Consider the following 14483-nt stretch of genomic DNA (forward strand, 5'->3'; position numbering starts at 1 on the left):
ATACAGAAAGGTTCCAAGAAAAACTTCACGGCCTTTCCCCGATAGAATATCGGGAAAAGGCCGTGGCATAATACTCTTTTTATTACTGTCTACTTGACAGGGAGATGACCACCACTCATGTAGAGTGGTTTTCTTTTCATTATGATCGTATTTTTAAAAATACATATATAAGAAGTTCAATTGCAAAAATAACTAAAACAGATAGTCCAAATAAAGGCATGACAGCGCCTAGTATCACCATGATGATAAAGAAAACGAATATACTTTTCTTATCTCTTTGTTTTGGAGGTGCTGCTAATTTTCCTTTCGGCTTTCTTGCTAACCACATTTTTATTCCGTAATAAATGAGAAGTAGTAGAGATAATGTCGTTAGTAAGCATAATATTTTATTTGGCCATCCGAATAAATGTCCTTCATGAAGCGGGATACCGTAAGTGAACCATTGTGCAAGTAATCCATAATCACGATAGTCCGTTTTTGAAATGAGCTCCCCGCTATATTGGTCAAAGTAAGCTGTTATCTCTTCATTTGGTGCAACATGCATACCTGTAATACCAGAACCGCTCGATTTCGAAACAGTGAATACACCTTTCGGATCAGCTGGTAGTGAAATAACATATGGCTTCTTTATTTCAATTCCTTTTTGTAATTCATCGACAGAAATTGCTTTCGGTTCATTTGAATTTGATTCAGGCGGAGCTTCTTTTCTTGTTGCCCACGGCAATTCTTTTACCTTTGATTCAGGCGGAGCCATGTACAATTTTGGATATCCGAGTGATTCATTTGACGATGCGATTTTATAAATTTGGTTCCCCATAAATCCTGACCATGGCAATCCAGATGCGACTAGCAGAAAGAGAGGAATTGTAAATATAATACCGATAATAGAATGACGTCTTTTTGCTTTTTCTCGCTTATTGGATGATGGTGTGTTTTTGAATTGTCGTATACTCATGTACAATCCGGTTACGATTAAAAAGATTGTCCAGCATGCTGCAAGTTCTACAGTATAGTTAACGATAGTGCCACCAACTAAAAGAGAACTATGTAATTCCCTCATTATATTGGCAAACGTTTCACTTGCATTTTGATCCCCAATAATTTGATTATTGCTGTCTAAATACACATATTTTTGTTGCCCAGTATACTCATTTGCAATGGTAAGTCTCGTATTATAATCCCCATTAAACTCACTAATTTTCGCCACGCTATAATGTGGATATTTTTTCTCTGTTAAGGAAATAGAATCAGACATCGAAATAGATTCTGTTTGAGCACTCTTCCCAAAATATAAATCTTTATAGATGAAATCTTCAACTTCCTCCCGAAATAAATACCCAATTCCGCTCAGTGACAACGTAATAAGAAGCGGCGTAATAAAAAGCCCAGCATAAAAATGCCAACGCCAAAAAATGTAATGAAGCGAACGATTTACTTTCATACTTTCAGTTCCCCTAACCTTCCCTATATGAATAACTACTTATTTAATATAGCGAGATTAAGTGTGATTACTTTGAAAGAATTGTGAAGAAAGTTAAAAGTTTGTGGGGTTTTTATTAAACATAAAACACATTTTAGAAGGAGTGTTTTCTATGTTTATGAAGATCTCTTTATATTTGATAAGTACATCCGAACAACCGCTTTCGCAAGACATTGAGAAGAATCAACAAAATTCTCGCTAGCCACAACATTCAAATCAGTACATGCGATAATTGCGGTATCTACTTCATCCTTCAACTGCCCAACGAGCGCGCTCCATAATTTGCGAGCTTTTTCAACTTCCCCGCTTTTAATATACGTAATAATTTGATTAATCATCGTTTGCCATTTTTCATAATGAATGTATTCTATATTCCGTTTTGCAATCCCGTCTTGATAAATACCAGCTTGAACAGTTGCTTCTGTTGCGAGAAGAGCGACTCTTTTTGTATTTTCAGGAATTGCTTGTAATGTTTCATCGACTATATTTAAAATCGGGATAGAAAGCGAACGCTGTAATTCTTCAAAATAAAGATGCGCCGTATTGCACGGCATAGCGATAAAGCTTGCGCCAGTACTTTCAAGTTTTTGTGCTCCTTCAATAATTGCTTTTTTCATCGCTTCGTGATCAATAGGGCGATCCATGTAAAACGGTGTTGGACACGAATAGATCATCATATGAGGAAAGTCCATATCATACTTTGCTCCGTATATTGTTTGGCACCTTGCTACAACTGTATCGACGAATGGCCCAGTTGATTTTGGTCCCATTCCTGCTAGTATTCCGATCATTGTTTCGTCTCCTTTAATATGTAATTAAAAACGTTTTTTGCGAACGATAAAAAGAAATAAGGTAAATAATAAAAATGAATATACGATAGCCCAAGTTGTGAGCCATAGTGTGTGAGTCAGTATATTATATTTGTATTGGCCAAGCATTAGAAAGCTTTCGACAGGTGGTAAAAACCATAATAACTCTTTTTTAAACCGGATAGATGCGATCGTTATAAGCAATATAAAGGTAAGGCTAAGCCAAGCAGTGCCTGCTTTTTGAATCATATTTCTAGTAAATAATGTTGCGATTGAAATTCCTAGTATAGAGAAAGACATGTGAGAGAGAAATCCGACTAGAAATAAAGAAACTGTCATTTTTTCATTAAACATTTGCAAAATAATTGGATAGATTACGGATATAAAAGATAATACAGTACAAATGAGAAGAGCTGTAATATATTTACCAACGTATAATGCGGAAATATTATTTGTATGAGAAATAGTAATTTGTTCTTGTACAGGGTCTTCAGTATGAAAGATTGTGACCGTAATCCAGGCAGATAATAAATAAAGCGCGAGAGCTGTTTCTAAATATGTCGGTACAATAGGAGTCGGTTTATATGTATATACAAAAAGCAAGCTCACAAAGTACATCGCAATAGGAGGGATGTACTTATACGATTTTGTATAGTCGAGAAAATGGTAACGAATAAGCGCGAACATAATAAACCTTCTTTCGATTTAAAAGTTAGGTTGTAGCAGTGTGATAGATGCTTTTTTATGTAATAAAAACTGAAGCATTTCGTTTGTATATTCTTTTTCGATTTGTAATTGAATAAGGTTTTGATTTGATTTGTGTGTAACGTGTATAAAACCGGATTGCTTTTGTAGTTCTAGCGCTGAAAATGTGTCGTGAACGATTGCTTCAATATAGACTTGTTCTGCCCCTTTTTGTATAAAGGTATCTGCTGTGATTGTATGGTTTGCTAACGTCACAATTCTATCGGCGAAGTTTTCTAATAGTTGTTTTTCATGACATGTGAAGAGTATAGATATACCTTGTTGTTTTAATGAGAGTAAAATATGTTCTAATTCTTGCTGAGAGTGAGGATCGAGCCCAGAAAGCGGTTCATCTAAAATTAATAAATGGACGTCCGTAAGTAATGCTTGCATAATACCTGTTTTTTGTTTCATACCTTTTGAAAAGTTTCGTACAACGGAATGTCTTGCATGATGTAAGTGAAAAGTCTCAAGGAGCATCGGAATTTTATTTCTTAAATATGTTGTTGATAAGCCGTGAATGCAGCCGAGATGAAATAAATAATCCGCTAATGTAAAACGAATTCCTTCAGGAAAATGTTCAGGTACATAACCAATTTGTATATGTTCTTTTCTTTTGAGCGTCCCTGCCGTAGGTGAAATAAATCCTGCAATTATTTTTAGCAGAGTACTTTTTCCAGTCCCGTTCCCGCCAATAATAGCGAGCGCTTCTCCTTCTGGAATGGATAAATCAATGTTGTCTAGTATAAGTGATTTGCTATACTTCTTTTGAATTCCCCTTAGTTCTACTAGCAAAGTTCTATCCTTCTTTCTTTAAATAGTGTATATATCCATTATATAGGAGAATAACAAAAAGACGTGCAATGAGTGCACGTCTTTTTTTGTTATGTTTTGTCGAACAATCGATATATCCGAGAAATCGTTGATATATAGTAAGTTATGATAGATATATCGAAAAAATCGTTGATATATCCCGAGTTACGATAGATATAATTGAAAAATCGTTGATATATTACTCCGCATTAACGGGCAGTAAAACTTCCACCTTAAAATTCGGCTGGAGCAAAGAAGTTAGTTGGGAGATAAACTGCCCATAACTGCCCGATTGGTTCAACTAATAATCAGTGGGGATTCCCCCACTGATTAAAGTTTCACTTTATCGCTTCTCAATCGCCACAATAAATGGCGGGTTATTTTGTTGATTAATGAAGCCGTATCGCAGTACGTGTGCTTGTTTTTGGTCTAGTTCTTCGGCAAATGTAAGTACAGCGTCGCGTTCTACTTGTCCTTCTGGGTGTCCGTGGTAAATAACAAGGACGATGATACCTTCAGGTGCCATTACTTCTAATAATTGTTCGATCGCTGAGATTGTTGAGTTCGGTTTTGTAACGATATGCTTGTCTCCGCCTGGAAGGTAACCTAAGTTGAAAATTGCGCCTGTTACTTTTCCTTTTGCATCTTCTGGTAATACGGATAGAAGTGTATCGTGACTATCGTGAACTAAAACAGTACGTTCGAAAAGTTCTTTTTCTTTTAGACGAGTTGTTGAGCTTTCAATTGCCTCTTTTTGAATATCAAATCCAAATACTTTTCCGTTATCTCCAACGATTTCAGCTAGGAAGCAAGTGTCATGCCCATTGCCGAGTGTTGCATCTACAGCGTAATCGCCTTCTTTTACTGCTGTTTGCAAGAGAGTGCGAGCAAACGGTAATACACGTTCTAATTTCATTTTTGTTTCTCCTCATTTGCATATTTTCCTTGCCAGCTTCCGCGGCGTACAAATTCTGCATCGATGGAATTTAATACTTCCCATTTATTTAAGCTCCACATTGGGCCAATCATTAAATCAGGTGGACCGTCACCTGTGATACGGTGCACAATTACGTCTTCTGGAATCATTTCAAGTTGGTCAACAACGAGACTTACGTAATCCTCAAGAGAAAGGAACTCGAGTTGTCCTTTTTCATATTGCTTCACCATTGGCGTTCCTTTTAATAAGTGAAGTAAGTGGATTTTAATTCCTTGTACGTCAAGCTTCGCTACTTCACGAGCTGTTTCCATCATCATGTCGTAATCTTCAAGTGGAAGGCCGTTAATAATATGAGAACAAACTCGAATGCCGTGCTTACGTAATTTATTTACACCTTCCACATAAGACGGATAATCGTGAGCGCGATTAATAAGATTTGCAGTACGTTCATGAACAGTCTGTAGTCCGAGTTCAACCCAAAGGTAAGTGCGTTTATTTAAGTCCGCTAAATATTCAACAACATCGTCCGGTAAACAATCTGGACGAGTCGCAATAGAAAGACCGACAACGTCTTTTTCTACTAGAAGCGGTTCGAATTTTTCTTTTAACACTTCAAGTGGTGCATGTGTATTTGTGTACGCCTGGAAATAAGCGATACATTTTCCGTCTTTCCACTTTGAGCGCATTTTTTCTTTCATTTCATGATATTGCGTTATAACATCATCGCGGCGATCGCCAGCGAAGTCACCAGATCCAGCAGCACTGCAAAATGTACAACCGCCATAAGCAACTGTACCGTCACGGTTCGGGCAATCGAAGCCAGCATCTAATGAAACTTTAAAGATTTTTTCACCAAATTCATTTCGTAAATGATAATTCCATGTATGATAACGTTTATTGTCGTTTGTATATGGAAAAGGGTTTTGAACCTTCATTACTTTCCCTCCTAAGCCGAGTCAAAATAACACAAAATCCATTATAACATACTCATAAGGTTCATAAGGAAGGGACACACTAAAGGGGAATTGAAGCAAGGAGGGACAATTATGGCAGAGCGTCAATCACTTGAATCGTATATTACACAAGCGGAACAAGCGGTGGAATATGCGAAAGAACAATTAGACCAAGGTATGAGACAAGAGCATTATAATACGATGGAGTATTCGGATGCGCAGTTGCAATTAGAACAAGCATATAACGATTTACAAACGATGCAACAACATGCGAATGATGAGCAACGTGAGCAATTAAATAGAGCACGTATGGCAATTCGCCAATTGCAACATCAAATGATTATTACACCGCACTAATAAGGAGTGAATGTAATGGCGAAACGTTCAGATCAAAATAACCCAGAACAAAAAACACAAAATGGACATAACGCTGAGTTTTCGAATGAACTTGATCCGATTGTTCAAGTAAAACAGCGTAATAGTAAAAAAGGACAACCTCAAAAATCGAAACAATCAGAGTAGACCAGGTCGCAATATGACCTGGTTTTATTTTGCTATATGACAATAATGTAAGATTTATGTAAGGTTTGTCGATAGTTGCGAGCAGCTTTCTCCAGTAGAGTAAGGAAGGATTAAGTTTTATACAAGGAGTTGCTTTATGGGGAACAATATTACAAACAAGCGAATTGATGAGTTAGATTACATTCGTGGCTTTGCATTACTGGGGATTATTTTAGTAAATATTCTTGCACTACTTCATATTAAAATCCCAGATCCTAATACAGTGGATGCTAGCTATCAAAGATTTTTATACTTATTTGTAGAAGGTCGTTTCTTCTCAATCTTCTCATTCTTATTTGGAGTAGGATTTTATATCTTTATTTCAAGAGCGATTGCGAAAGGGAAAAATGGCTATGTTTTATTTTTACGTCGCTTAGTAGCATTATTTATTTTTGGTTTAATTCATCAAATGTTTCAGCCTGGAGAAGCACTAGCGTTATACGCAATTTGCGGGTTAATCGTTTTACCGTTTTATAAAGCGAAAAAAGAAGTGAACCTAGTACTAGGACTTATTTTGACAATTTCCTTCAGTGTAATGGGAGTTAAAGAACTATTACCACTTGGCTTAATTTTATTAGGGCTTGCTGCAGGACAATATCGTGTATTTGAAAACCTTGCGCAAAATATAAAGAAAGTCGCTATTTTTACAGGTATTATGTTTGTTTTAAGTGTCATAGCTGTATGGTATCAATATGGGTACGTTCCTGCTAATCCATTTGTGAACATGATACTTATGAATGAGGATGGGACAATGGATGCCGCAAGTCAATTTTTAAAAATTGGCGTTACAGTTGGACCAATTATTTCAGCTTTCTATGTTGGAGCATTAATTTTACTACTTCAATTAAAACCAGTTCAAACATTGTTAGCACCACTGAAATATTATGGCCGCATGGCTTTAACGAATTATATTGGACAAACTGCAATGATTTTAATCGCAGGAAGTGTATTTAACTTTGCAGAAAACTTAACGTACATGCAGACTTTATATGTGTGTATTGCAATTTATGCAATTCAAATTGTATTTAGCGTAATTTGGATGAAAATCTTTAAAATGGGTCCATTAGAATGGATTTGGCGAGTTGTTACGTATTGGACGGTAACACCTTTAAAGAAATAAAGAGAGAAGTGGGCTGTTCCTTTTATGGAACAGCTCATTTTTATTGTCAGCTTTTGTCGATAAGTCGATATATTTTGAAAATCGCCGATAAAAGTGGGAGAATCTTCGATATATTTGAAAAATCGCCGATATAATTTCATTTACCGATTCAGTATGTCACTAGTATGAAAAGCAAAGCTTACAATCACGCCTTTTTATCTTACAAAAGTGTAAGGTAAATGTAATGTTAACAAATAGCAGTTCACTTCCAAAAGGCGCAAAATAGGTAATGGAAAAACAAGCGTAGGAGGATATATATGACGAAACCAGTTGTAGACGTGAAAAACGTTCAAAAAGTGTACGGTAAAAAAGGTGAGAACCAATCACATGCGTTAAAAGGTGTTTCATTCTCAATTCAAGAGGGTGAGTTTGTAGGGATTATGGGACCATCTGGTTCTGGTAAAACGACATTATTAAATGTAATTTCAACGCTTGATAAAGCAACGGGCGGCGTTGTTGAAATTGCGGGTACGGATATTACAAAAATGAAGCAAGGTGAGCTTTCTGATTTCCGTTCACAAAAGTTAGGATTTATCTTCCAAGATTTTAATTTGTTAGAAAACTTATCTATTTATGAAAACATTGCACTTCCACTTTCCTTGCAAGGTGTTCCATCACGTAACATTGGACCAAAAGTCGAGAAAGTAGCGGATATGTTAGGAATTACAGAAATACTTCAAAAGTACCCATCTGAAGTATCTGGTGGGCAAAAGCAACGTTCGGCAGCAGCGCGTGCTTTAGTGCATGAGCCTGCAATTATTTTAGGGGACGAGCCAACAGGAGCGCTTGATTCTAAAAATGCAACGAGTTTACTTGATGCGATGACAAACTTAAATAAAGATCAAGGCGTATCTATTATGATGGTTACACATGATCCATACAGTGCAAGTTACTGTCAGCGTATTTTATTCATTCAAGATGGTGAGCTATATAAAGAAATTCACCGCGGCGGTACACGTGAAGAGTTTTATAAAGAGATTTTAGATGTGCTTGCGGACTTAGGCACACAAAAAGCGTAAGAAAGGAGGTTCTAGAGCATGTTATTCAAACTTTCCATGTCAGGGCTAAAAAGTAAGCTGAAAGATTATATCGTCTTACTTGTTGGTCTTGTCATGTCCATTTCAATTTTTTATATGTTCCAAACATTAGCGTTAAACGAGGCCTTCCTTAAGGAAAATTCTACTATTGGTCAAATTGGATTTGTATTCCAAGCAGGTTCATTTTTACTAGCTATTATAACGTTCTTCTATATTTTGTATGCGAACTCTTTCTTACTATCTCTTCGTCAAAAAGAGTTTGGTATGTATATGATGTTAGGAGCAAAAAAGCATAAAGTTACATTACTTATGTTTATTGAGACAATTGTATTAGGCGCCGCGTCTCTTGCAATTGGAATTGCAGTTGGTGTAGGACTTGCAGAAGGTATCGGTCAATTATTAATGAAACAATTAGAATTTGCTGGTGAAGGCTATAAAGCATTTTACCTGCCATCTATGACTGTTACGTGCATCTTCTTCTTTGCACTATTTGTATTATCGGCAATTATGAACAGTATTAAATTATCACGTATTTCTGTCCTGCAACTTGTACATGCAGACGCACAAACAGAACGTGTTGCAGTAAAAGGAAAAATGACAGGTGTAGTTGCATTCCTTGCGGTTATTTTATTAGGAATGGGCTATGCATCAATGATTTACATGGAAAAACTAAGAGAAATGGGAATCATTATTGCATTAATTACAACGACAGCTGGTACTTACATGCTGTTTGGATCACTTCTCCCGGTCTTTATTAAAAAGTTAAAGAGTAATAAAAAGCGTAGTGAAAAAGGACTTAACGCTTTTACATTTGCACAATTAAACTTCCGTATTAATAGTTTAACAAAGGTTCTTGCTACAGTAGCGATGTTAGTTGCTCTTGGAGCTGGTGCGATTTCAGGTGGTATGGCGTTTAAAAATAACGTTATAAAAATGGTTGATGGTTTAGTAATCTATGATTCAGTAGTTCATAATCCGACAGCTGAAGAAAAGAAAATTTTAGACGGTATTACATTTAAAGAGAAAAGCGAATATCGTTACAAAGTAGATGATAAATACGTTTACTATGTAAAAGAAGATTTAGAGAAAAATCGTCCTTTAGTAAAAGATATGGAAAATATGAAGTCGATGAAGGATTTAGTAAATACGAAGAAGGCTTCACAGGAATTACCAGTAGGCGCAGTTTCTAGAGAAATGAATGAAAAAGATGCGAACGCTAAAGAACTTCCAGAAGAATGGGTCGATGCTTTTAGCACAATTCATCCATATTATATATATGAAGATCATGCAATTAAAATTGTAGATCAAAAAATGTACGATGGGATAAGTGGTAAAGAAGGTATAGCATTTATCGGAAAAGCAGATGATTTCTTAACATATACAAAAGAATGGAAAAAACTTGACGAGTTGCAATTAGATAAATATAAAAATGTAACAGCTGAAAGAATGAACAGTAAATATCAATCTTACGACATGTTCTATGGTGTTGCGAGCGGAACAGTATTTATGGGCTTCTTCCTTGGAATTGCTTTCTTAGCAATGATGGCAAGTTGTTTAATGTTCAAAATTCTTTCTGGTGCCTCAAAAGATATTACGCGTTATCAAATGCTTCGTAAAATCGGGGTACGCCGTGAATTATTAACAAAATCAATTTATAAAGAGTTATTCTTAGTATTCTTATTCCCAGCAATTGTAGGTATTGCTCACGTATTAGTTGGTATGAATATTTTCGGATTTATTTTACTTGATCCGTACTTCCGTATTTGGGTACCAATCGTAATTTTCGTAGTTATTTACACGATTTATTACCTTATTACAGTTCAATTGTATAAAGGAATTGTTCTTCCGAAAGAAGATTAATAATAAAAACCGAGCAAAAACGCTCGGTTTTTATTATTTTCAGAAAAAACACTTTAATGTTACTGAAATGTATAATATAATGCAAGTAAGTAACGTAATATAAAAGTAGAAGTAGCTGTATAAGGAAAGGAGGAATCCAATCTGTAGAAAGAAGCTAAGCTTTTATCCCCACATTTTTTACCGCAACGTATTTATACAATCGTAAGTTTCCACATTGAAAGTTTTCAGAACCACCTGAGTATATTGTGAAAATAATGGATAACACATGGAAATCTCATAGCATGATAAGGTAAAATGGACAACATAATGAGAAAATTACCGTTCATAAGATGAGGAGAATACATGTATGGAAGTTGTAGAGGCATTAAAAGATATAAGCCAAATTGAGGCTATGAAAAAATATTTAAAAGAGCACTCCCAGCGAGATTATCTTTTATTTGTTATTGGAATTAACACAGGATTAAAAATTACAGAACTACTTAGTATGAAATTTGAAGATGTATTAAATGAAGACGGGACTGTTAAAGAGTTTTATACTCTTCCTGTGAAAGATGAAAAATTTAAACAAGATATTTATTTAAATACAAAAGTAAAAGAAGCGCTTTTAGATTACGTACAATCTATTGGCGTTAAAAGAGAAAATTACGTATTTCAATCTAATAAAACGCCAAATTCAATTACGCGCCAACAAGCGTATCGTGTAATTCATAATGCTGCAGAAGCAGTTGGAGTTGTTGGTAAGATCGGAACAAATTCAATGCGGAAAACGTTTGGATTTCATGCGTACAAAAGAGGAATAGCGATTGCGTTATTGCAAAAACATTTCCATCACGCGACTCCATCAGAGACGCTAAAGTATTTAGGCATCTCAAAGGATGAGACCTTTAAAACGGAGATTGATGTCGATTTATAAAAGCCGTAACTAAAAAATTAGGAGGCGGAAAATATGAATATTAGAGAGAGCGAACTGCCGGGTATTGGATGTAAGTTTGAAGTGATTACAAAAGGTAATGAAAAGATGGTTATCGTTATTCATGATGATGGCCGAAGAGAAATGTACCATTTTGATACTGATCATGAGGAGAGTATTTCAAGCGTCTCTCTTCGTGATTCCGAAGCGAGACAAATTGCAGCTATATTGGGCGGAATGGTATATAGACCACAAGCTTTAGATACGATTGAAATGGCCTTTGAAGGATTATCAATTGAGTGGTTTAAGGTGGAAAATAATGCACCAGTCGTACAAAAAACAATTGGTAGTTTACATGTCCGAAACACATATAACGTAACGATTATTGCCATTTTGAAAAAGAATATGAAGAAGTTCTTTAATCCAGGCCCAGATTCTATCATTGAAGCTGGCGATATGCTCGTACTATCAGGTGAAAGACATGAAGTAAAAAGAATTATTAATGAGTTGCTTTCAGTAGGAGGGGATTCATAATCGATGGATACTTTAATCTTTGAAGTTGGGACTGCGTTAGTATTAGTCGCTTTTGCAGCTATTCTCGCTGCAAAGTTAAAGTTCTCGATTATTCCGTTTCTCATTATACTCGGTATGCTAGTGGGGCCCCATGCCCCAGATTTAGGGCTTATCGATTTAAGATTTATTGAAAGCGGAGAAGTTATTTCCTTCCTCGGCCGTGTTGGCGTTATATTCCTCTTATTCTATTTAGGCTTAGAATTCTCAATTAAAAAATTAATAAAATCAGGAAAGTCAATTGCTTTTGGGGGAACTGTTCATATATCGCTTAATTTTATATTAGGTTTACTTTACGGATATATAATGGGTTTCCCCTTATTAGAAACATTAATTATTGCTGGGATCATAACAATTTCATCGAGTGCAATTGTTGCGAAAGTAATTGTTGATTTAAGAAGATCTGGTAATAAAGAGACGGAGCTAATTTTAGGAATCATTATGTTTGATGATATCTTTTTAGCCGTATATTTATCGGTCGTTTCAGGATTAGTACTCGGAGGGGCAACGTCATTTGTAGGTGCTCTTACATCTATTTTAATCGCAGTAGGGTATATGCTACTATTCTTTGTAGTTGCTAGAAAAGCTACACGATTTTTAAATAAAATGTTAGATATTTCGTCCAATGAAATTTTTATTATCGTAATATTCGCTATTTTATTCTTTGTAGCAGGATTTTCAGAAACGATTCATGTCGCGGAGGCAATTGGAGCATTATTATTAGGGCTCGTCTTTTCTGAAACAGAGCATAGTGATCGAATTGAACAGCTCGTTGTTCCGTTTCGTGATTTCTTTGGAGCTATATTCTTTTTCAGCTTCGGTTTAAGTATAGACCCATTTTCACTTGGAGGAGCAGTGTGGTTGGCATTAGGAGCAGTTTTCATTACTCTTATCGGTAATTTTACTGCTGGAATGGTTGCGGGGCGTAAAGCTGGGTTATCGCATAAGGCTTCTACGAATATCGGTTTAACACTTGTATCACGCGGAGAATTTTCCATTATCGTCGCGAATATTGGAATCGCGGGCGGCTTAATGGCAGCGATTAAACCGTTCTCTGCTTTATATGTTTTAATATTGGCATCGTTAGGACCATTATTAACGAAAGAGTCTGGGAGAATATACTCGCTACTAGATAAGGTGTTTAAATGGAGTGCTAAAGAACGTGCGAAGCGAGAAAAGGAAGTTGGATAGTATAAAGAGGCTGCATGAAGTTCATGCAGCCTCTTTATACATTGTTACTGTTGTCATTTTTTGTCGGTAAGTCGATATATTTTAATAATCGCTGATATAATCCAAGAAGCAATCAGTATAATTTCATTTACCGTCGAACCATTATCTGAATTTCATCAACTATTAATCAGTTGCCTTCCTATTTAAAAACGACTACAATTTTACTGTTATATATATGAACGAAAAAAATAGAATAGGAGGGGAAACTATGCCAAGGAAAGTATGGCTATTAGTAGCTGGGATGATTATTAATGTCACGGGTGCTTCTTTTTTATGGCCTTTTAATACAATTTATTTGCATGATCACCTAGGAAAATCTTTATCTGTGGCCGGAATGGTATTAATGATCAATTCGCTTACTGGTGTAATCGGAAACTTGCTCGGCGGTGTTTTATTTGATAAATGGGGCGGTTATAAATCAACTTTAGTAGGGATTGTGATTACACTTGTATCGATTTTAGGTCTTGTGTTCTTCCACGGTTGGCCGTTATATGTTGTATGGCTAGCGTTAATCGGCTTCGGTTCTGGAATGGTCTTCCCATCGATGTATGCGATGGTTGGTACGGTTTGGCCAGAAGGCGGAAGACGGGCATTTAATGCGATGTACGTTGGACAAAATGTTGGTATTGCGATCGGAACAGCATGTGGTGGATTAGTTGCATCGTATCGTTTTGATTATATTTTCTTAGCGAATTTTATTTTATACTTTGTTTTCTTTTTAATTGCTTTTATTGGATTCCGCGGTATGGAAGACAAGAAAGAGCCAGGAGTGCAAAAAGAAGTCGAAACGAAAAAAGGGTGGTCACTTACACCTGGATTTAAAGCACTTCTTATCGTGTGTGTAGCATATGCTTTATGCTGGGTTACATACGTACAGTGGCAAGGAGCGATTGCAACACATATGCAAGAATTGAATATTAGCCTTCGTCACTATAGTTTACTATGGACGATAAACGGAGCGATGATTGTTTGTGCGCAACCACTTGTTAGTATGCTAATTCGTTGGATGAAGCGTTCTTTAAAACAACAAATTATGATTGGAATCTTCATTTTTGCGGCGTCATTCATTGTGTTAAGTCAAGCGCAGCAATTTACGATGTTCCTCGTTGCGATGGTAACATTAACAATTGGTGAGTTATTTGTATGGCCTGCGGTTCCAACGATTGCAAATATACTTGCACCAAAAGATAAATTAGGATTTTATCAAGGTGTCGTAAATAGTGCGGCGACTGTAGGGAAAATGTTCGGACCGGTCGTTGGCGGAGCAATTGTGGATTTATACAATATGGAAGTATTGTTTATAGCAATCATGGTAATGCTTGTAGTAGCGCTTATAGCAACGAGCATTTATGATAAACGAGTAAAAGTAGAAGAAACAGTTGAAGAAAAAATTGCAGTTTAGTTTGACGGAACATGTAAC

16 protein-coding genes are annotated in these 14483 nt (G+C 36.0%); 10 read left to right on the forward strand and 6 right to left on the reverse strand.

What is annotated here, in order from left to right:
- The coding region (locus tag MR136_RS28510; RefSeq protein WP_325782447.1) for an IS3 family transposase at positions 1-71 on the forward strand (71 nt) is incomplete at its 5' end.
- Between the two features lie 68 nt (positions 72-139).
- Here MR136_RS28510 and MR136_RS00005 read toward each other — a convergent pair.
- The 6 genes from MR136_RS00005 to mnmL all read right to left on the reverse strand — a co-directional run bounded on the left by MR136_RS00005 (position 140) and on the right by mnmL (position 5718).
- Positions 140-1441, reverse strand: coding sequence for a PepSY-associated TM helix domain-containing protein (locus MR136_RS00005; RefSeq protein ID WP_242259207.1), 1302 nt, complete (start codon positions 1439-1441; stop codon positions 140-142).
- Between the two features lie 155 nt (positions 1442-1596).
- Positions 1597-2271: an aspartate/glutamate racemase family protein gene (locus MR136_RS00010; RefSeq protein ID WP_061457790.1), complete on the reverse strand. Its 675-nt coding sequence runs from the start codon at positions 2269-2271 to the stop codon at positions 1597-1599.
- Between the two features lie 24 nt (positions 2272-2295).
- On the reverse strand, positions 2296-2976 hold the full coding sequence (locus MR136_RS00015; RefSeq protein WP_000457745.1) for a hypothetical protein: 681 nt from the start codon (positions 2974-2976) through the stop codon (positions 2296-2298).
- Positions 2977-2994: 18 nt separating this feature from the next.
- Positions 2995-3828 (reverse strand): ABC transporter ATP-binding protein, encoded by an 834-nt coding sequence (locus MR136_RS00020; RefSeq protein ID WP_061457789.1) that lies wholly within the window; start codon positions 3826-3828, stop codon positions 2995-2997.
- A 361-nt stretch (positions 3829-4189) separates the two neighbouring features.
- The gene (gene mnmM, locus MR136_RS00025; protein WP_000764492.1) at positions 4190-4762 is read right to left on the reverse strand and encodes a tRNA 5-(aminomethyl)-2-thiouridylate-methyltransferase MnmM; all 573 of its coding nucleotides are present in this window, start codon (positions 4760-4762) and stop codon (positions 4190-4192) included.
- Positions 4759-5718 carry a tRNA modification radical SAM protein MnmL/YtqA gene (gene mnmL / locus MR136_RS00030; RefSeq protein ID WP_017674385.1) on the reverse strand — a complete coding sequence of 320 codons (960 nt, stop codon included), beginning with the start codon at positions 5716-5718 and terminating at the stop codon, positions 4759-4761. The genes mnmM and mnmL overlap by 4 nt, the downstream gene beginning before the upstream one ends.
- Before the next feature lie 111 nt (positions 5719-5829).
- Between mnmL and MR136_RS00035 the strand changes: the two genes are divergently transcribed.
- The 9 genes from MR136_RS00035 to MR136_RS00075 all read left to right on the forward strand — a co-directional run bounded on the left by MR136_RS00035 (position 5830) and on the right by MR136_RS00075 (position 14465).
- Positions 5830-6093, forward strand: a complete 264-nt coding sequence (locus tag MR136_RS00035) for a YtzC family protein (protein WP_000840869.1) — start codon at positions 5830-5832, stop codon at positions 6091-6093.
- A 15-nt stretch (positions 6094-6108) separates the two neighbouring features.
- Entirely contained in the window at positions 6109-6258 is a 150-nt protein-coding gene (locus tag MR136_RS00040) for a hypothetical protein (protein ID WP_001129340.1), read from the forward strand.
- 136 nt (positions 6259-6394) lie between these two features.
- Positions 6395-7417, forward strand: coding sequence for a DUF418 domain-containing protein (locus MR136_RS00045; RefSeq protein WP_017674384.1), 1023 nt, complete (start codon positions 6395-6397; stop codon positions 7415-7417).
- A 296-nt stretch (positions 7418-7713) separates the two neighbouring features.
- The gene (locus MR136_RS00050) at positions 7714-8475 is read left to right on the forward strand and encodes an ABC transporter ATP-binding protein (RefSeq protein ID WP_000165844.1); all 762 of its coding nucleotides are present in this window, start codon (positions 7714-7716) and stop codon (positions 8473-8475) included.
- A gap of 18 nt (positions 8476-8493) precedes the next feature.
- A complete protein-coding gene (locus MR136_RS00055; protein WP_242259208.1) occupies positions 8494-10353 on the forward strand; it encodes an FtsX-like permease family protein in 1860 nt (619 codons plus the stop codon).
- Between the two features lie 346 nt (positions 10354-10699).
- Positions 10700-11266, forward strand: coding sequence for a tyrosine-type recombinase/integrase (locus tag MR136_RS00060; RefSeq protein WP_000454210.1), 567 nt, complete (start codon positions 10700-10702; stop codon positions 11264-11266).
- Positions 11267-11299: 33 nt separating this feature from the next.
- Positions 11300-11797 carry a cation:proton antiporter regulatory subunit gene (locus MR136_RS00065; protein WP_001026056.1) on the forward strand — a complete coding sequence of 166 codons (498 nt, stop codon included), beginning with the start codon at positions 11300-11302 and terminating at the stop codon, positions 11795-11797.
- Positions 11798-11800: 3 nt separating this feature from the next.
- On the forward strand, positions 11801-13024 hold the full coding sequence (locus MR136_RS00070; protein ID WP_048558784.1) for a cation:proton antiporter: 1224 nt from the start codon (positions 11801-11803) through the stop codon (positions 13022-13024).
- 247 nt (positions 13025-13271) lie between these two features.
- Complete coding sequence (locus MR136_RS00075) at positions 13272-14465, forward strand: MDR family MFS transporter (RefSeq protein WP_001137561.1); 1194 nt, start codon at positions 13272-13274, stop codon at positions 14463-14465.
- Positions 14466-14483 lie beyond the last annotated feature (18 nt).

Source organism: Bacillus cereus group sp. BfR-BA-01311 (assembly GCF_022664295.1).
GTDB lineage: Bacteria > Bacillota > Bacilli > Bacillales > Bacillaceae_G > Bacillus_A > Bacillus_A cereus.